An 18,233-nucleotide genomic window follows, 5' to 3' on the forward strand; every position below is an offset into this window, starting at 1 on the left:
AAAAACCCGCTTCGGCGGGTTTTTTGTTTTGCGGAGAGCAGCGAGCGCGATCGTCTACACAAATGTGTTTTGGCACTTCCGTCTTTTATTGTCGCCTGTTATAATCTTGCCTTCGCCGAACAGGCGGTGCAGGACCATTAGGAGAGGTGGCAGAGTGGTCGAATGTACTTGACTCGAAATCAAGCGTACGTTAAATCGTACCGTGGGTTCGAATCCCACCCTCTCCGCCAGTAATACTAAAAACCCGCTTCGGCGGGTTTTTTCATTTCTGCTGCCGTTCTTATGCGGCACTGTTGGCTTGCGCAAAAACATGGTTTTTCCAGGATCGCGTAGCATGAGCGCGGAGAAATGGAGGAAACATGGAACGTGCAACTATCCCGTCGTGGACTTTGAAAAACTCAAGAATTTTTGCGTGTGCCTTGCTGATGGGGGCCGCATTGCCCGCGATGGCGCAGCGCGCGCTTGGGCAAGCACCATCGCCAGCAACCAAGCCAAACGCCGGCGTCGCCACGCCCCACGAGTTGTTCGGCCCCTTGTTCGAGGCGGTGCAGGCGGCGCGCATCTATCCCGACGCCAAAACTTTTGCCGACGCCGTCGCCAACGAAGATCCGCAAACCATCCTCGCGCAGTACCAGCGCGAACAGCCGAAGGACGGCGCCGCGCTGAAGGCCTTCGTCGAACGCTATTTTTCGCTGCCGGCGCCCACCCCGGTCACGCTGCGCCAGCACATCGCCTCGCTGTGGCCGGTGCTGACCCGCCCGCCGCTCGATCCGCCCAAAGGGTCGTCGGCCCTGGCGCTGCCGGCGAATTACGTCGTTCCCGGCGGCCGCTTCCGCGAAATCTACTACTGGGATTCGTACTTCACGATGCTGGGCCTGAAGGCCGACCACCGCACCGATCTGGTCGATTCGATGATCGTCGATTTTAAAAGCCTGATCGAACGCTACGGCTTTATCCCGAACGGCACCCGCAGCTATTACCTGAGCCGCTCCCAGCCGCCGTTCTTCGCCGCGATGACCCAGCTCAAGCCGCTCGGCGACCGCGCCGACGACGCCAAGGTGCTGGCGGCGCTAAAGACCGAACACGCGTTCTGGATGCGCGGAAGCGGGTGCTTGCCGAAGGCCGGCGCCGGCGCCTGCGAGCGCGTGGCCCGCCTGGCCGACGGCACCGTCCTGAACCGTTACTGGGACGCCAAGGACTCGCCGCGCGACGAGGCGTTGGGCGAGGATGTCGCCACCGCGCGCGAAGCCCAGCGTCCCGCGTCCGAGGTCTACCGCGACCTGCGCGCGGCGGCCGAAAGCGGCTGGGACTTCTCGTCGCGCTGGCTGGACGATCCCGCGCGGCTGGCCACGATCCGCACCACGACCATCGCGCCGGTCGATCTCAACAGCCTGATGTACCAGCTGGAGGGCGAGATCGAACGGCGCTGCGAGGCGGCCGGCGACAGCGCCTGCACCGCGCAATTCCGACGCGCGAAGGAGGTGCGGGCCACGGCGGTGCGGAAACATCTGTGGGTCGCCGCCGAACGGCGCTATGCCGACTTCGACCTCGTCAAAAACGCGCCGACAACGGTGCGCAGCGCCGCCACGCTGTACCCGCTGTGGGTGGGCATGGCGGCGCAATCCCAAGCCGACGCGGTCGCCGCCGCCACCAAGGCCGAACTGCTCGCCGAAGGCGGCTTGCGCACCACCCTGGTCCGCAACGGCCAGCAATGGGACTCGCCCAATGGCTGGGCGCCGCTGCAATGGGTCGCGGTCGACGGCCTAGCCCGCTACGGCCACAAGGAGCTCGCCCATGAGATCGCGCGGCGCTGGGTCGGCACTGTCGCCCGCACCTGGGGCGAGACCGGCAAGCTGCTGGAGAAATACGATGTGGAGGAACGCAAGAGCGGCGGCGGTGGCGAATATCCCACCCAGGACGGTTTCGGCTGGACCAATGGCGTCACCAGCGCGCTGCTGGAGCGCTACCCGGACTTGAATTAATAACGACTTCTTCCGGAAAGGGTGCTGCAAACGTGGCATGGCGGGGGCGCCTGCCCGCAATCCCGGCAGACACAAGATTTGCTCGATGTTGGCGCAACGTGGGCCAAGACACAGCGCGGGCGCCGCGCGCGTGCGAGAATCTCGCTTTCAAGGGGATATTCATGTTCGGTTTCGATGTGCGCGCGGCCAAGGTGACTTGGACGGTTTTTCTGGTGGCGCTACTGCTGTTCGTGGCCTATCTTGTTTCGTCGACGCTGCTGGTGGTGGTGTTCGCGGTGTTTTTCAGTTATCTGCTGTACCCGCTGGTCGAGCTGGCCGACCGCTTCCGGCCGCGGCGCGTTTCGCGCACCTTGTCGATCGGGGCGGTGTTCCTGCTGGTGATCGCGCTGGTCGTGGTGGCCGGCACCTTGTTCGGCACCCGCATCGAACAACAGGCGAGCAGCCTGAGCCAGCAGTTGCCGGCCTTGCTCAAATCCGGCTCGCTGATCGACCGCATTCCCTTGCCCGACTTCATGGAGCCGCTGCGCGCCCGCATCCTGGCCTTCCTGCAAGGCCAGATGGCCGCCGGCACCGACCAGGCCATGCCTTTCGCCAAGCAGTTCGGCGCCGGCGTGTTGCACGCCGCCGGCAATCTGATTTATCTGGTGCTGGTGCCGGTGCTGAGCTTCCTGCTGATCAAGGAGGCGCCCGCCATGCGGGTCGGCCTGCTGGCCATGCTCAAGCCGGGCCAGCGCGGCCTGTGGTCGGGTATCATCGCCGACCTCGATTTGCTGTTGTCGCGCTACGTGCGCGCGGTGCTGATTTTGTCGATCGCGACCTTCATCGCCTATAGCATCGCCTTCTCGCTGCTCGGCGTCGAATATTCGCTGTTGCTGGCCGGTGTCGCGGCGGTGCTGGAATTCATTCCGTTCGCCGGGCCGCTGGCCGCCGCCGCGCTGGCCCTGCTGGTGGCCGGCTTCACCGGCTACGACCACATGCTGTGGCTGCTGATGTTCATCGCCGCCTACCGGCTGGTGCAGGATTACGTGATCAATCCTTATCTGATGAGCGAGGGCGTCGAAGTCAGCCCGCTGATGGTGATCATCGGGCTGCTGGCCGGTGAACAGCTGGGCGGCGTGGCCGGCATCTTCCTGTCGGTGCCGGTGATGGCGGCGGCCAGGTTGGTGTTCCTGCGGTTGCGCGAGGTGCGCGCCGCCGAGGCTGTGCCCGTTCCCGCGCCGGTGCGCAATGTTGGCGAAGGCGTCGGATAAGGCAATGCGTCGTCCTTATTTACCTTCGCCGCAGCACTTCTTGTATTTCTTGCCGCTGCCGCAAGGGCAGGGATCGTTGCGGCCGACCTTGACGGTTTTGACCGGCTCGGGATGCCAGTGGGCGTTGATACGGATGACCGACTCGATGACGCCGCGTTCCCAGTCGTCTCCTTCGCGCTGGAACGGCGCCAGCCATTCGGGATGGGCGGCGCGCAACGGCGCCCAGCCTTCCGGGTCGAGCGCCATGCCGGCCTCGAAACCGGCGGTCCACGCCTCGCCGCTCCAGGCGCCGCCGCACTCGTAGATCGGCTCGAAGCTGCCCGGGTCCTGCGTCATCCATTTGCGCATATATTCGAGGTGGCGCAGCACCAGGCCGGTCGCGGCGCCGGTGCCGGCCGCCGGTGCGCCACCCCAGACCTTGTCCAGCCAGGCCGCTTGCGGGACCGGGCGCGGGCCGATCACCAGCGCGGTCAGCAAGCCTTCCAGCGCGGCGACGTCCATCGCCTGTTCGCCGATGTCGCGCAGCAGGTCGTCAAGCTGGTCGTATTCTTCGTCCGTGAGGGGTGTGGTGAGCATGGTGTTAGCCGGTAGTCTGGGGAGTCGACATTCTACCTGCAAGTGACGCTCTCAATCAGGCAAGCAATTTTATTGAATTCGCAATATGATGCGTGCGAACATTAATTCATTCCAAATTCCAAGGAGTCGACATGAAACCAAGTATTTTCCTGGCTGCGGCCACCCTCTCGATCGCCGGCTGGGCCGGTGCCGCCGCGCCTGCCGCTCCCGTCGCCGCCGCCGCGCCCGACGCCGCGCGGGTCCAGGCCGCCCATGATCTGCTGGCGTCGATGCAGGCCGAGAAGATGCTGCGCATGACGGCCGGTATGAGCAAGTTCCCCAGCCCGGCGCAACGCGAGCTGACCATGGCCAAGGTGGAAAAGGTGACGCCGCAGACGGTTTATACGCGCCTGTCGCAGCCGGTGGCGCGCCTGGTGAGCACCGAGACGGCGCTCGAGATGACCCGCTACTACCAGTCGAGCTACGGCCAGCGCCTGCTCAAGGAAACCTATAACGGCGGCCCGCGCATGTACGCGGCCGACCCGACCCCGACGCCGGCCGAGAAAGCCGAACAGAAAAAGCCGGCTTTCGTGAAAGCGAGCAAGGAATTCAAGGCGGCCGAGCCGGCCATCCGGCACGAGGTGTTCGTGCTGCTGACCGAAATCAATAAAGGCAAGTGACGTAAAAGTTTTCGTTGCAAATTGAAAATTATTAAAAAATAAAGCATACTAAGTCCTTAACTTTTAAGGACTTACCGATGTTGAAGAAATTCGCCCTGGCGCTGGCGCTGCTGCCGGCGCTGCCGCTGGGGGCCGCCCACGCGGCCGATCTGCCGGCCTATCCGTTCATCCACGTCAGCGGCGAGGGCTTTGTCATGCTGCCGCCGGACATCGGCGAGATCGACTTCGACGTCAGCGCCTTCGATGCGGATCCCGCCGTCGCGGTCGGCGTGGTCCAGGCCCGCGTGGAACAAATCCGCGCGCTGCTGGTCGAGCAGTCCGGGCCGCCCGAGGGCGACAGCGCGGCCGGCCTGGAAGTGCAGGACATGCGCAAGGAGATGCGCAAGTCCGCCAATCCCGACGCGGCCGCGACATCGGATTACGATATCCTCAGCTCGGTGCACATCGTGGTGCGCGACTTGACCAAATGGCGTCCGATCATGCAGGCGCTGCTGGAGATGAAAAACATCGACCATATGTCGACCACGTTCGGCAAGAGTGACCGCCTCAAGGTCGAGCAGGAGTTGACCGCCGCCGCCATCAAGGACGCGCTGCGCCGCGCCGAGGGCATGGCGGCCGGATTCGGCAAGAAAGTGGGGCCGGTCACGGCGATCTCCTCGAGTCCGCTGCGCAACCTGACCAAGGCCGTCGGCCTGATGCCGAGCGATTACTACAATTCCGAGCGCCGCGCCCAGGCCAAGACCAGCGAGAAGGATTTTCTGTCCGTCACGGTGCTGCGCTGGACGCAGAATGTGGACATGATTTTCCGTATCAAGTGAGGTGGATGGAGACCTGGTCTTGCGACGGGCTGCGTTCGCTGCCGCACGCAATGGCGCAGTCGGGCGCTTGTGAATCGTGACTTGTACCCGATCTGCATGTAGAACCCACTTAGGAGGAACCTGTCATGACCGCCATCGACCAATACGCCGCCGCGCACCGCGCCCATTCGACGCCCGATCCCGAGGTGCCGCCGCCGCAGCCGGAAAAAGATCCGCCGCCGGACGATATGCCGGTGCCCGACCAGGCGCCGATCGAGGAACCAACGCCAAAGGCGCCGCCGCTCAAGGTTTGAGCGGCTGGTTGCGGTAGCGATTGCGTATTAAGGGCGCGGGGCCTGTTTGGGCTTGCCCTGCTCGCCGTCGTCCGGCAGCGGGGGAATGCTTTTGATCGCCTCGTCGGTTTCGCGCTGCCCCGGCGAGCGTTCGCCGCTGCCGATGTCGGCCTCGTCAAGCATGTGGCCGCCTCCAGCGCCATGTTCGTCGCCGTGCGGTTTCGTGGGTTGATTCATGATGGACTCCTTGGTTGACTGAAGCCCATGCTAGCAGTTTGCCGCCGGCACCGGCGCGCGCTGGACGCTGTGACAAAGTGTGATTATCGTTGCTCGACAGATACAAATTTATATGTTTGTGTTGAACGTCACACTGCCGTCATGAAACTGTTCCTATAATTTAGTCATGGCATCGTTTTTCCTTCACGGAGAGCATCATGGGCAATTCCTTACACAACAAAATCTACCTCGGTCGTCGTCGTAGTGTCGTGTTAAGCACGAAGCGTGTCCAAGCCCTGATTTGTATCGCCGCCTTTGCCAGCATCGGCCTGGTCTGGCTGGCGATCCGGGCGCTGTAAAGCAGTCGATTGCGCCATTGTTCGGGCGGGACGTTCGTTTCCTTGTAAACGTGTTGGCGGCGCATTTTCTTGCCGTCATCCCGCCGGACGCGTACCATGAGGGCCGCAGCGGTCTCTTATGGAAAAAATGGCAATGAAGAACGAGAAATTAACGCAAGACGAGTACAACGCGCTCGACGAAGTCAAACGCGGTATCAAAGGTGAGCGCGTCAGCGCTTGCGTCGGTCGCAACACCAAACGCCTGACCGGCATCAAACTGTTCACCATCGCCAAGAACGGCCGCATTTCGCTCACCGACAAGGGTGAGGAAGTCTTGTTCCTGCGCCGTTGCATCCTGGGCTTGCGCGCCATCGAGGCCGATTCTTCCAGCCCGCTCGACGCCGACGTGGCCATGTTCCTCGGCAAAAAATCCCATATCGTGCCCCGCGCCGAAGGCGGCTTCGAGCTCAGCGACAAGGGCCGCGAATCGCTGGCCGATATCGCCAATCAAGGTTTGTGATTGAAAAAAACGCTCCGCTGGAGCGTTTTTTTTGATGTAATGTAGTAATAAATCAGCAACTGGCGTAAATGAGAGCACGCATCCCGTGATGAGAGTCGATACCCTGCGGAAGTTTAGGAGCCTGTTTGGCGTCATGGTGGCGGCCGTCGCCGTGGTGTTGCTGATCGTTCTGCTGGGGATCGGGCACGTCGTCAACCAGAGCCGCCTGCGCTATTACGCCGCCGCCGACGAGACCTCGCGCAATCTCGCCGTCACGCTGGAGAAGTTTCTCAACTCACACTTCCTCGAGGTGGACCTGGCGATGCGCCGCGCCGGCGCCGAGTTCCAGTCCATGCACGCGGCAGGGCGCTTCGACAACGACAAGTTCAGCGCCTACCTGCGCTCGCTCAAGGAGCGCATCCCGCAGGCCGACGCCGTGCGCGGCGCCGACGCCGCCGGCCGCGTCATCTACGGCGAACGCATCGACCAGTCCAAGCCGCAGGACCTGGGCATCCGCGAATTTTTCCAGCGCGCCAAAAGCGAACAGGAGCTCATCATCGGCACGCCGGCCAGGTCGCGCATCAGCGACGAGTGGGTGTTGCCGCTGGCGTTCCCGCTGACGATGCCGGACGGCGGCTTCGGCGGCGCCGCCTACGTGCTGATCAACAGCGCGCGGCTGACGGCGGCGTTTGCCGAGCTCAATATCGGCCGCCACGGCGCCATCGTGCTGCTCGATAACCGCAAGCGCGTGCTGCACCGCTATCCCGAGGCCGAGGACATGCTGTTCGGCACCACCATCAAGGTCAACGCCATCACCCAGCGCATCATGGACGGCAAGGCCGACCGTGGCACGTACACGGTCATCAGCCCGCGCGACAACCTCGAGCGCACCCTGAGCGTGTCGCGGGTGGGCGTCTACCCGGTGTACGTGGTGGTCGGGCTGGCCAGCGACGATTTCCTGGCGCCGTGGCGCAAGGAGGTGCGCAACGCCGCCGTCTTCGCCTCGCTGCTGGTGCTGCTGGCGGCCGCTTTGCTGATGAGCATGCGCTTCGGCTTGCGCAAGCAATTCCAGTCGGTCGAGCAGCTGATCGAAAACAAGCAGGCGTTGCAGGACTTGCTGACGCAGCTGACGGCGTCCGAATCGCGCTGGCGCTCGCTGACGGAAGGCTTGCCGCAGATGGTGTGGACCGCCACGCCGAGCCTGCGCGTCGACTTCCTCAGCCATCACTGGGAGGAGTTCAGCGGCATTCCGCCCGAACAGATGCTGGGCGACGACAACTGGGCCAGCGTGATCCACCCGGACGATATCGCCGCGATGGCGGCGGCCTGGCGCCAGGCCAGCACCGAAGGCACCGAATTCCGCTGCGACTGCCGCATGCGCCGCCGCGACGGCGTCTGGCGCGTGTTCGACAACCACGCGCTGCCGCAGCGCGACGCCGGCGGCGCCGTCGTCAGCTGGGTCGGCAGCAGCACCGACCGCACCGAGTCGCGCGCCTCGCGCCTGGCGCTACAGCAGGCCAAGGAGGAGGCGGTGCAGGCCGGCCGCGCCAAATCGGACTTCGTCGCCAACATGAGCCACGAGATCCGCTCGCCGATGAACGCCGTGCTGGGCATGCTGCAACTGCTGCAGCAGACCGAAATGAGCGAGCGCCAGCAGGACTACACGTCCAAGGCCCACTCGGCCGCCAGCGCCTTGCTGGGGCTGCTCAACGACATCCTCGACTTTTCCAAGGTGGAGGCCGGCAAGCTGGCGCTGGACCCGCATCCGTTCCGGCTCGACAAATTGTGGCGCGACCTGGCGGTGATCCTGTCGGCCAATGTCGGCAGCAAGAATATCGAGGTGCTGTTCCGTATCGATCCGGCGCTGCCCGACCTGATCGTCGGCGACGGCCTGCGGCTGCAGCAAGTGCTGCTGAACCTGGCCGGCAACGCGATCAAGTTCACCGAGCACGGCGAGGTCGTGCTGTCGGCCAGGCTGCTCGCGCGCGACGGCCGGCGCCTGTCGATCGGCTTCGCGATCCGCGATACCGGCATCGGCATTTCGGCGGAGCAGTGCCGCCACATCTTCGACGGCTTCTCGCAGGCGGAGGCGTCGACCGCGCGGCGCTACGGCGGCACCGGCCTCGGTCTGGCGATCAGCCAGCGGCTGGTGGCGTTGATGGGCGGCACGCTCGGCGTCGACAGCACGCCGGGCAAGGGCAGCGTGTTCGATTTCACCGTCGAGTGCGAGGCGGCGGAACAGCAGCCGGCGCGCGAGGCGCAGCCCGGCGCGCAACCGCCCGACGAGCTGATGCGCGGCCTCAAGTGCCTGGTGGTCGACGACAACCCGGTCGCGCGCGTGGTGCTGAGCGAAATGGCCGGCTCGTTCGGCTGGCAGGTCGACCTGGCGGCCAGCGGCCACGAGGCGCTGGCCGCCGTCGCAGACCAGCTGGCGCGGCAGCGCGCGTACGACGTCGTGTTCATCGACTGGCGCATGCCGACGCTCGACGGCTGGGAAACCAGCTGCCAAATCCGCAAGCTCGCGCCGTCGGGCAAGATGCCGCTGATCGTCATGGTCACCGCCCACGACCGCGAGCTGCTGGCGCAGCAGCACGAGGATTTGTCGCCGGTGTTGGATGGTTTCGTGGTCAAGCCGGTCACCGCCTCGATGCTGTTCGACGCCGTGGCCGACGCCCGCATGGAGCGGCGCGCGCCGCTGTCGCTGGTGTCGGTGCCGTCGAAGCAGCGGCTGGCCGGCCTGCGGCTGCTGCTGGTGGACGACAACCCGGCCAACCAGCAGGTCGCCAGCGAATTGCTGGGCAACGATGGCGCGCGGGTCGAGGTGGTCGGCTCCGGCGCGTTCGCGATCGAGGCGGTCACGCGCGGCGGGCCGATGCCGGATTTGATCCTGATGGATATCCAGATGCCGGAGATGGACGGCTACGAGGCGACGCGGGCGATCCGCAAGCTGCTGGGGGAGGGCGCGCCGCCGATCGTGGCGATGACCGCCAACGCCATGGCCGCCGACCGCATCGCCGCGCTGGAGGCGGGCATGGTCGACCACGTCGGCAAGCCGTTCGATCTGGCGCAGCTGATCGATGTGATCCTCAAACATGTGGGGCGCGGGCCGGCTGGCCCGGTGGCGGCCGCCGTCCAGGATGCTGTCGCTCCGGTTGCCGCTCCCGTTCCGGTTGCAGCCCCCGTTCCCGCCGTCCCCGTGAGCGCCTCGTCCACCGACAGCGGCGCCATGCCGCTGCCCGAGGCCGGCCTGAACAGCACCGCCGCGCTCAAGCGCATGGGCGGCTTGCAGCCGGTCTATCTGATGGCGCTGCGCAGCTTCGCGGGCGAGTCGGTCAAGCTGGCAGAGCAACTGCAGGAGGCGCGCGCCGCAGGCGATGCGCAGGCCGCGTTGCCGGTGCTGCACACGCTCAAGGGCTTGTCCGGCACCGTGGGAGCGGACCGCATGGCTGTGCTGGCGCAGCTGGCGGAAGCGGCCTTGAAAGGGGGCGCCTCGGCACGCGCGTGGGATCAACTGGGGCTGGTGCTCGATGGCGTCCCGGGATTGGTCAGCGATATCGAACAAGCGGTGCGCCAGCTAGCGCCGGCGACACCGAAAACTTGAATTAGTCTAAAACAACGATTTTTTACATAAACTGGGAAGCAAACAATGGAAAAACCGATGACGTGGTCGGCCCACGAACTGAGCATGACCGTGTTGATGACACCCGACATGGCCAACTTCTCCGGCAACGTGCACGGCGGCACCATCCTCAAGTATCTGGACAGCGTCGCCTACGCCTGCGCCAGCCGCTATTCGGGCAGCTATGTCGTGACGCTGTCGGTGGACCAGGTGATGTTCCTGCAGCCGATCCACGTGGGCGAGCTGGTCACGTTCCTGGCCTCGATCAACTACACCGGCCGCACCTCGATGGAAGTGGGCATCCGGGTGGTGACGGAAAACATCCAGCAGCGCCTGGTGCGCCACGCCAACAGCTGCTACTTCACGATGGTGGCGGTCGACGCCGGCCGCAAGCCGGTCGAAGTGCCGGCCCTGGTTCCTGAAACGGAAGAGCAGAAGCAGCGCTGGGAGCAGGCCCTGCTGCGCAAACAGTCGCGCCAGATGGTGCACGGCGCGCGCAAGGGCTAATCACGAAAGCGCGTGATGTCCCGAAGGCCGGATGGGCCGGCGATCACGCTTGATTCAGTCGGACTGCCGCTCCAGCCGCTCGGCGACCAGCACCGTGACGACCGCCTGCAGCACGTGCACGGCCCAGCGCTCGCTCGCCTTGCGCAGGCCGGCTTTCGCTTCGCCCTCCGTGATACCGAGCACCGGCGCGATGCCGGCGATATTAACCGCGTACAGCGCGGTGCCATACAGCGTGCCCAGCGCCACGGGCGACAGGTTTGGCGCCAAGTCGCGCAGCGCCGGCAGGGCGGCCCCGAAGGCCGCTGACGCGCCCAGATGATTGGCGAATTCAACGACGCTTGTGCCGGCGTCGCCGATGACGCCGCGCGATCCGGTTGTGCGGTCTATCCAGTCGACAGCATCGCGGTCGAGCGTCTTGGTGAGTAATCCGGTCTTGCGGCCCGCGACCATGAAGGCGGTGGTGACGACGCCGGCGACCAAGCCTCCCAATATGGCTGCTTTGTGCTTTTGCATGAAGTTCCTATCGATAAGGTGAGTGGCGGACGAAGCGGCGGCGCGTCGCGCCGATTATGTCTTCACTATATGCTCGAGTCTGGTCGGGCTCGGTGCGGTGCTGCACCCCGGTGCTGCACCCAGCTGCCGCACCCATTCTGCAGTCCCGCCAAGGTCTCCATGTCACCGCACCATGCACGGCATCTTGTTATCGAACTTCCAGTTCGGGATCAGGTACTGCATCGCCACGCCGTCGTCGCGCGCGCCCAGGCCCATTCCCAGGTAGAGCTGGTGCGCCGCCTCGACCGCCTCCATGTCCAGCTCGACGCCGAGGCCGGGCTTGGCCGGCACCTTGACCATGCCGCCTTCGATCTTCAACGGATCGCGCGTCAGGTGCTGGCCGTCCTGCCAGATCCAGTGGGTGTCGATGGCGGTGATCTTGCCCGGCGCGGCGGCGGCCACGTGGGTAAACATCGCCAGCGAGACGTCGAAATGGTTGTTCGAGTGCGAACCCCAAGTCAGGCCCCATTCGTGGCACATCTGCGCCACCCGCACCGAACCCTGCATGGTCCAGAAATGCGGGTCGGCCAGCGGAATGTCGACCGATTGCAGCTGGATCGCGTGCCCCAGCTCGCGCCAGTCGGTGGCGATCATGTTGGTGGCGGTCAGCAGGCCGGTGGCGCGGCGGAACTCGGCCATCACTTCGCGGCCGGAGTAGCCGTTCTCGGCGCCGCACGGATCTTCCGCGTAGGCCAGCACGTGGTGCTGGTCGCGGCACAGGCGGATCGCGTCCTTGAGCAGCCAGCCGCCGTTGGGGTCCAGGGTGATACGGGCGTCGGGGAAGCGTTCGGCCAGCGCGGTGACCGCCTCGATTTCCTCCTCGCCCCGGAACACGCCGCCCTTGAGCTTGAAGTCGTTGAAGCCGTAGCGCTGGTATGCCGCCTCGGCCAGGCGGACCACCGCTTCGGGCGTCAGCGCCGCTTCGTTGCGCAGGCGCAGCCACGAGTCGGCACCTTCGGCGGCGTCGGCCGGCGTGTCGGCGTAGGGCAGGTCGGTGGCCTTGCGGTCGCCGATGTAGAACAGGTAGCCGAGCATTTCGACGGCGTCGCGCTGCTGGCCGTCGCCGAGCAGGGCGGCGACCGGGACGCCGAGGAACTGGCCCAGCAAATCGAGCAGCGCCGCCTCCAGCGCGGTGATGGCGTGGATCGCCACGCGCAGGTCGAACGTCTGCAGGCCGCGACCGCCGGCGTCGCGGTCGGCGAAGGCCCGGCGCGCGTGGTTCAGTACGGCGTTGTAGTCGCCCAGCGCGCGGCCGACGACCAGCTCGCGCGCGTCCTCCAGCGTTTGGCGGATCGCCTCGCCGCCCGGCACCTCGCCGACGCCGGTGCGGCCGGCGCTGTCGGTCAGGATGACCAGGTTGCGGGTGAAGTAGGGGCCGTGGGCGCCGCTCAGGTTGAGCAGCATGCTGTCGCGGCCGGCGACCGGAATGACGCGCATGGCGACCACGCGCGGCGTGTCGTGGGCGGAGGGTGACGGTTGTTGGGGCATTGTGATTCCTGGTTTGTGCGGACTAATGATTGCGCTATCATTCGATCATACCGGCCGCCCTTGGAAAATTCAACACAAATTTACACGCCGGATCGGCATTTAACGGCGCTATCAATGATTGAAAATGATGCGCTGCTGTATAATCCGTTGTTATGGATAACAAAAAACCCGTCAAGCCTGTTGTGAAGAAGGCAAAGCCCGCCACTAAAGGCGCCGCTAAAGCCGCCGGCAAAAACGCCGCCAAAGGCGCGGCGGCCAAGCTCGCCGAAAAAAACGCCGACAAAAACGATCTGCGGGTGTTGCACACGCCCACCGCCGACCTGAGCGTCAGCGGCGCGACCTTGATCGACGTCGCCAAGGTGGCGGGCGTGTCGCCGATCACTGTGTCGCGCGCGCTGAACCAGCCGCATCTGGTGCGCCCGAACACGGTGGCCAAGGTGCAGGAGGCGGTGCAGCAGACCGGTTATGTCAAGAATATGATGGCCGGCGCGTTGGCGTCGAACCGCAGCAAGCTCATTTCGCTGGTGCTGCCGACCATCGCCACGCCGATTTTCGCCGACATGGTGGAAGCGGCCAGCGACCGGCTGACGCAGGCCGGCTACCAGGTGCTGCTGGGGTTGTCGCGCTATGAGGCGTGGCGGGAAGAGGTGCTGGTCGAGACCATCCTGAGCCGGCGTCCGGACGGTGTCATGCTGACCGGGACTTTGCACACCGATATCACCCGCCGCCGTTTGCAACTGGCGCGCATACCGGTGGTGGAGGCGTGGGACATGTCGCCGTCGCCGATCGACATGGTGGTCGGTTTCTCGCACGAGGGTGTCGGCCACGCGCTGGCGCGGCATCTGGTCGAGCGCGGCTACCGGCGCATCGCCGTGCTGTCGGCCGACGACCCGCGCGCCGAGCGGCGCAACCAGGGTTTGCAGGCCGAGCTGGCCAGGATGGGGATCGCCGTGGCGGCGGTGCAGACCATGCCGCCGCCGACCACGATGCAGGCCGGGCGCGAGGGTTTGACGCGGTTGCTGGCGCTGGCGCCGGACATCGACGCCGTCTACTGCAGTTCGGACACCCTGGCGCACGGCTTGATGATCGAGGCGGTGAGCCGTGGTCTGAAGGTGCCGGAGCAGTTGGCGGTGATCGGTTTCGGCGATCTGAATTTCGCCGCGCACACCCATCCGCCGTTGTCGACGGTGCGGGTGGACGGGCGCAATATCGGCCTGGTGGCGGCGCAGGCGATACTGGACCGCATCGATGGCGTCACCCGGGACCAGGACACGGCGTCGCGCGTGTTCGATACGGGATTCGAGCTCATACAGCGCGGCAGTACGTAAAGCCGCCCGCGACGGACACGGACCCCGGATCCGCGGCGGTTGATTGATATCCGTAGGGGCCGGTGGGCGTGGGTTATTCCCCCCGGCGGGCGTTCCATCTCAGGCTGAACACCGTCCAATGCGCCAGCAAGCGATTCAACACCGGCAGCGCCAGCCCATGGTTGCGCGCCACCTTTTGCTGCATCGCCAGCGCCGGCGACGGCGCGGCGCCCTTGACCGCGAACAAAATCCGGTTATTCCCGGCGATCCCGCGAAACCAGCAAATCCGCCCCTGGAACGCATGCCGCAGCCGCCGCAGCATCGGGCCGTACTGCGGATCGTAACTGAAGATATTCGCCACCATCACGCCGCCGGGCCGCAGCGCGCGCCGGCAATCGGCGTAAAACGCCGCGCTGCCCAGCGCGGGCGGCAGGCCGGTGGCGTCGAAACCGTCGACCAGCAGCACGTCGACCGCGCCGCGCAATTGACGCATATACAACGCCGCGTCCGCCTCCACCACGCGAAACCGCGCATTGTCGCGCGGGATGGCGAATTGCTCGCGCAGGGCGATGACGTCGGCGCGCAACTCGAGCACGGTGATGCGGCTGTGCGGCAGATAGCGGTAGCAGAACTTGGCCAGCGAGCCGCCGCCCAGCCCGACCATGACGATGTGCTCGGGCCGTGGATGAAACCGCACAAAACACATCATCGCGCGCGCGTAGCTAAGGATCAGCTCGTCCGGGCGCGACAGCCGCATCTCGCTTTGGATCATGCCCGGCTCGAATTCAAGCGAGCGCTTGTCGCCGCGCGTGTGGACCAGGGGACGAAGGGTGGGTGGCGTCAAGATTTGTTGTCTTGTGGATTTACATGGGCGATTTATAGTAGCATGCCGGTCCGGCCCATGGGCCGAAAGCGCGGCGATTGTGTCACGGGTGGTCGCGGCCGCCATGCTTGCATTTACAGACGGAAAAATAATAGGTACATTGACGTTAGCCCCGGCGGCCCTTGGCTGCCATCTTGGAGAAGATACGATGTTTTTAGATCACCCTACGCTTACCGCCACCAACAGCTTGACCGAACCGGACCGCATCGAGCGGCTGACCCGCGTCTACGGTTATGTCGCCGCCCTGGCCGACGTCGCCGGCAAGCTGACTTTCATCGAGAAGGTCAGCCAGCTGCACGACCACAAGGGCACCTTGATCGTGTTCTGGCACGACGCCCCGACCGAGGACGAAAAAGTGTACTTCACCCAGGCCTGGGCCAGCAAAATGGGCGACGGCAGCACCAACGTCGAGCACGAGGTCTGACCAGCCCCCGGTCATGGATATAAAAACCCTGGTACTGGCGCTGGCGCTGGGCAATCTGAGCCTGTGCGCGGCGCTGTTCTTTTTTGAGCAGCAGCAGGGCGCCGCCGGCGGCGCGGGCCCGGTGCGCACCGCCACCTGGTCCCGGGCCAAGCTGTTCCAGGCCGTCGCCTGGACCCTGCTGTACCTGCGCGGCACCCTGCCCGATTTCCTGACGATCCCGTTCGCCAACGCCTTGCTGTTCACCGGCTTCGCGCTGGACGCCTCCGCATTGTGGGAGCAGGCCGGCCGGCGCGTGTGGCGCCGCTATCTGGTGCCGGTGCTGGGGGCGGCGATCGCGGTCTTCGTCAGCGCCTGGCTGGTCGACAAGCCGGCGCCCGAGCGCATCGCCATCACCTCGGTCGTCGTCGGCTTCTTCTTCGTCGCCGGCGCGGCCGCGCTGGGACGCGGCTGGTCGGCCGGCACCATGCTGCGCCGCTATCTGGTGGTGGCCATGCTGGTGCTGGCGCTGGCGGTGGTGGCGCGCGGCTTGCTGTCGCTGGCGCTGCCCGGCGGCTGGAGCTGGGTCAGCCCCGCGCTGATCCAGGGCGTCGGCATCGCCGCGCTGTACTTGATGATGCTGAGCAACGCTTTCGGCTACCTGCTGCTGGGGCACGAGTGCCTCGACGGCGAGCTGGCGCGGCTCGAGGTGCTCGACGCGCTGACCGACGTGCCGAACCGGCGCGGCTTCTACCAGGCGCTGACGCCGTGGATGGCGCTCGCGCGCCGTCCGGGCCTGCCGACGGCGCTGATCATCCTCAATCTGGACCATTTCAAGCGCATCAACGACGATTACGGCCACGCCGTGGGCGACATGGTGCTGGTGGCGATGGTCGACGTCTGCAAAAAACAGCTGCGCGACAGCGATTTGATGGGCCGCCTGGGCGGCGGCGAGTTCGCGATCCAGCTGCCGCGCACCACCCAGGACGACGCCATGATGGTGGCCGAGCGTATCCGCAACGCCATCGCGCTGCTGCCGGTCAAGGCCGAAAAGGCCGTCATCAACATGACGGCCAGCCTGGGGGTGACCACCATCCGCGCCGACGACAGCGCCGTCAGCCTGTTCAAGCGCGCCGACGAGGCGCTGCGCGAGGCCAAGGCCTCCGGCCGCAACCGGGTGGCCGAGGCGCAGTCGCCCGCCAGCGCGCTGGAGGCGTAGGCCCGGCGAGACATCTTTCGCGTGTTTGACGGCGTGCGCGGGCACGGGCGTCATCACGCTGTCATAATGGGCGCATATCGTGGTGATTTTCGTAACCGTGTAAATCGTTTAGTTTGATTCCGGTCCAGCGCAAGCCTTCGTAGCCGTTTGCACAGAGAGGCTTTCATTTATGTACGCAGCAGTAGATTTGGGTTCCAACAGTTTCCGCCTGCACGTCGGCAAGCACGATGGCGATGCGATCCGCGTGCTGAAAAGCGTGCGCGAACCGATACGCCTGGCCGCGGGGCTGGACGACAAGGGCAACCTGACGCCGGTGGCGATGCAGACGGCGCTGGCCTGCCTGAAGAATTTCCGCGCCGTGCTGGATGGCTACAAGCTCGATGGCGTGCGCGTGGTCGCCACGTCGGCGATGCGGGTGGCGCGCAACGCCGCCGCCTTCCTGCCGCAGGCCGAACTGGCCATCGGCCATCCGATCGAGATCATCTCCGGCGAGGAGGAGGGGCGCCTGATCTACATGGGCGTGGCCAATGCGCTGGCCACCCCCGGCGAGCGGCGGCTGGTGATCGACATCGGCGGCGGCTCCACCGAATTGATACTGGGGCGCGGCCAGGAGATCGAGAAGGTCGAGTCGTTCAGCGTCGGCACGGTCAAGCAAAGCCTGTCGTTCTTCGTCGGCGGCCGGGTCGACGCGCCGTCGTTCGAGGCGGCCATCCTGTCGGCGCGCAGCCATTTCGAGGACGCCGCGCCGCCGTACCGGCCGCAGTTCTGGAAGCAGTGCTACGGCTCGTCGGGCACCGCCCGCACCATCGCCGACATCATCGTCAAGAACGGCATCGGACGCGAAGTCAACGCCACCACGCTGGGTGCGTTGAAACAGCGTTTCATCGACTTCGGCCACGTCAGCAAGATCGAGATGGCCGGCCTGCGCCCGGACCGCGCCGGCACCATCATCGGCGGCCTGGCGATCCTCATCGGCCTGGTGCGCGAGCTCGATATCCCGGTGGTGCAGCCGATCGAGGCCGGCCTGCGCATGGGGGTGATGTGGGATCTGCACCTGCGCTCGACCAAGCGCGATCGGCGCGAGCAGTCGGTGCAGGCCTGCGTGCAGAAGTTCCACGTCGACGAGCGCCGCGCCAACCGCGTGGCCGACGACGCGCTGGCGCTGTACCTGCAAACCAAGCCGGCCACCGAGGAGTACACGCGCCATCTGTACTGGAGCGCGCTGCTGCACGAGGTGGGCCTGGTGGTGTCGCAGACCGGCTACCACAAGCACGCCGCCTACATGGTCGAAAACGCCGACCTGCCGGGCTTCACCACCCGCGAGCAAAAGGTCATGAGCCGCCTGATCCTCGCCCACAAGGGCAATCTGCGCAAGGTGGCCGAGGTGCTGGCCGAGCCGGATTTCGCCAAGGCGGTGGTGGCGCTGCGGCTGGCGGTGCTGTTCATGCACTCGCGTATCGACATCGATTTCAGCCTGCTCAAGCTGCGCGTGAAAAACCGCATCGAGCTGGAGATCCGCCGCGAGTGGGTGGCCGAGCATCCAACGCTGTCATACTGGCTGGAGAAGGAACAGGAGAACTGGGACGAAGTGGGCGTGGATTTCACCATCCGGACCAGCGGCTAATGTAGACCGGGAAGGGAAACGACG

18 protein-coding genes and 1 tRNA gene are annotated in these 18,233 nt (G+C 65.4%); 14 read left to right on the plus strand and 5 right to left on the minus strand.

All coding sequences use genetic code 11. The features are described 5' to 3' along the window. The first annotated feature begins 140 nt into the window (after positions 1-140). From BMX85_RS16865 to BMX85_RS16875, 3 genes are all read left to right on the plus strand, one after another. Positions 141-230, plus strand: a tRNA-Ser gene (locus tag BMX85_RS16865). A gap of 129 nt (positions 231-359) precedes the next feature. Continuing rightward, entirely contained in the window at positions 360-1,982 is a 1,623-nt protein-coding gene (treA, locus tag BMX85_RS16870; RefSeq protein ID WP_255372389.1) for an alpha,alpha-trehalase TreA, read from the plus strand. A gap of 161 nt (positions 1,983-2,143) precedes the next feature. Beyond that, positions 2,144-3,232, plus strand: a complete 1,089-nt coding sequence (locus BMX85_RS16875) for an AI-2E family transporter (RefSeq protein WP_090320593.1) — start codon at positions 2,144-2,146, stop codon at positions 3,230-3,232. 15 nt (positions 3,233-3,247) lie between these two features. On the opposite strand, the gene BMX85_RS16880 is transcribed toward BMX85_RS16875, so the two are convergent. Continuing rightward, positions 3,248-3,808: a UPF0149 family protein gene (locus BMX85_RS16880; protein WP_090320596.1), complete on the minus strand. Its 561-nt coding sequence runs from the start codon at positions 3,806-3,808 to the stop codon at positions 3,248-3,250. A 131-nt stretch (positions 3,809-3,939) separates the two neighbouring features. Here BMX85_RS16880 and BMX85_RS16885 point away from each other — a divergent pair, with 131 nt between their 5' ends. The 3 genes from BMX85_RS16885 to BMX85_RS30530 all read left to right on the plus strand — a co-directional run bounded on the left by BMX85_RS16885 (position 3,940) and on the right by BMX85_RS30530 (position 5,578). Next, entirely contained in the window at positions 3,940-4,467 is a 528-nt protein-coding gene (locus BMX85_RS16885; protein ID WP_090320599.1) for a hypothetical protein, read from the plus strand. A 77-nt stretch (positions 4,468-4,544) separates the two neighbouring features. Continuing rightward, positions 4,545-5,285 carry an SIMPL domain-containing protein gene (locus tag BMX85_RS16890; protein WP_090320602.1) on the plus strand — a complete coding sequence of 247 codons (741 nt, stop codon included), beginning with the start codon at positions 4,545-4,547 and terminating at the stop codon, positions 5,283-5,285. 125 nt (positions 5,286-5,410) lie between these two features. Then, a complete protein-coding gene (locus BMX85_RS30530; protein ID WP_177196791.1) occupies positions 5,411-5,578 on the plus strand; it encodes a hypothetical protein in 168 nt (55 codons plus the stop codon). A gap of 27 nt (positions 5,579-5,605) precedes the next feature. Here BMX85_RS30530 and BMX85_RS30165 read toward each other — a convergent pair whose 3' ends face one another. Next, positions 5,606-5,794: a hypothetical protein gene (locus BMX85_RS30165; RefSeq protein WP_143068015.1), complete on the minus strand. Its 189-nt coding sequence runs from the start codon at positions 5,792-5,794 to the stop codon at positions 5,606-5,608. A gap of 197 nt (positions 5,795-5,991) precedes the next feature. On the opposite strand from BMX85_RS30165, the gene BMX85_RS30535 reads away from it, so the two are divergent. The 4 genes from BMX85_RS30535 (at position 5,992) to BMX85_RS16905 (ending at position 10,736) form a co-directional block, all read left to right on the plus strand. Next, positions 5,992-6,132, plus strand: a complete 141-nt coding sequence (locus BMX85_RS30535; protein ID WP_177196792.1) for a hypothetical protein — start codon at positions 5,992-5,994, stop codon at positions 6,130-6,132. Between the two features lie 133 nt (positions 6,133-6,265). After that, positions 6,266-6,631: a hypothetical protein gene (locus BMX85_RS16895; RefSeq protein WP_090320605.1), complete on the plus strand. Its 366-nt coding sequence runs from the start codon at positions 6,266-6,268 to the stop codon at positions 6,629-6,631. 88 nt (positions 6,632-6,719) lie between these two features. Continuing rightward, positions 6,720-10,211: a response regulator gene (locus tag BMX85_RS16900; protein WP_090320608.1), complete on the plus strand. Its 3,492-nt coding sequence runs from the start codon at positions 6,720-6,722 to the stop codon at positions 10,209-10,211. A 45-nt stretch (positions 10,212-10,256) separates the two neighbouring features. Next, entirely contained in the window at positions 10,257-10,736 is a 480-nt protein-coding gene (locus BMX85_RS16905; protein WP_090320611.1) for an acyl-CoA thioesterase, read from the plus strand. 54 nt (positions 10,737-10,790) lie between these two features. Here BMX85_RS16905 and BMX85_RS16910 read toward each other — a convergent pair whose 3' ends face one another. Next, positions 10,791-11,249, minus strand: a complete 459-nt coding sequence (locus BMX85_RS16910; RefSeq protein WP_090320614.1) for a hypothetical protein — start codon at positions 11,247-11,249, stop codon at positions 10,791-10,793. 162 nt (positions 11,250-11,411) lie between these two features. Then, complete coding sequence (gene gudD / locus BMX85_RS16915) at positions 11,412-12,776, minus strand: glucarate dehydratase (RefSeq protein WP_090320617.1); 1,365 nt, start codon at positions 12,774-12,776, stop codon at positions 11,412-11,414. Between the two features lie 182 nt (positions 12,777-12,958). On the opposite strand from gudD, the gene BMX85_RS16920 reads away from it, so the two are divergent. Further along, positions 12,959-14,104 carry a LacI family DNA-binding transcriptional regulator gene (locus BMX85_RS16920; RefSeq protein WP_229210526.1) on the plus strand — a complete coding sequence of 382 codons (1,146 nt, stop codon included), beginning with the start codon at positions 12,959-12,961 and terminating at the stop codon, positions 14,102-14,104. A gap of 73 nt (positions 14,105-14,177) precedes the next feature. Here BMX85_RS16920 and BMX85_RS16925 read toward each other — a convergent pair whose 3' ends face one another. Then, positions 14,178-14,927 (minus strand): spermine/spermidine synthase domain-containing protein, encoded by a 750-nt coding sequence (locus tag BMX85_RS16925; protein ID WP_229210527.1) that lies wholly within the window; start codon positions 14,925-14,927, stop codon positions 14,178-14,180. Between the two features lie 187 nt (positions 14,928-15,114). On the opposite strand from BMX85_RS16925, the gene BMX85_RS16930 reads away from it, so the two are divergent. The 3 genes from BMX85_RS16930 to BMX85_RS16940 all read left to right on the plus strand — a co-directional run bounded on the left by BMX85_RS16930 (position 15,115) and on the right by BMX85_RS16940 (position 18,209). Next, entirely contained in the window at positions 15,115-15,390 is a 276-nt protein-coding gene (locus BMX85_RS16930) for a hypothetical protein (protein ID WP_090320623.1), read from the plus strand. 13 nt (positions 15,391-15,403) lie between these two features. Further along, positions 15,404-16,585, plus strand: a complete 1,182-nt coding sequence (locus tag BMX85_RS16935; protein ID WP_090320626.1) for a GGDEF domain-containing protein — start codon at positions 15,404-15,406, stop codon at positions 16,583-16,585. 169 nt (positions 16,586-16,754) lie between these two features. After that, positions 16,755-18,209 carry a Ppx/GppA phosphatase family protein gene (locus BMX85_RS16940; RefSeq protein ID WP_090320629.1) on the plus strand — a complete coding sequence of 485 codons (1,455 nt, stop codon included), beginning with the start codon at positions 16,755-16,757 and terminating at the stop codon, positions 18,207-18,209. Positions 18,210-18,233 lie beyond the last annotated feature (24 nt).

It is taken from the genome of Duganella sp. CF517, assembly GCF_900110275.1.
Classification (GTDB): domain Bacteria; phylum Pseudomonadota; class Gammaproteobacteria; order Burkholderiales; family Burkholderiaceae_D; genus Rugamonas.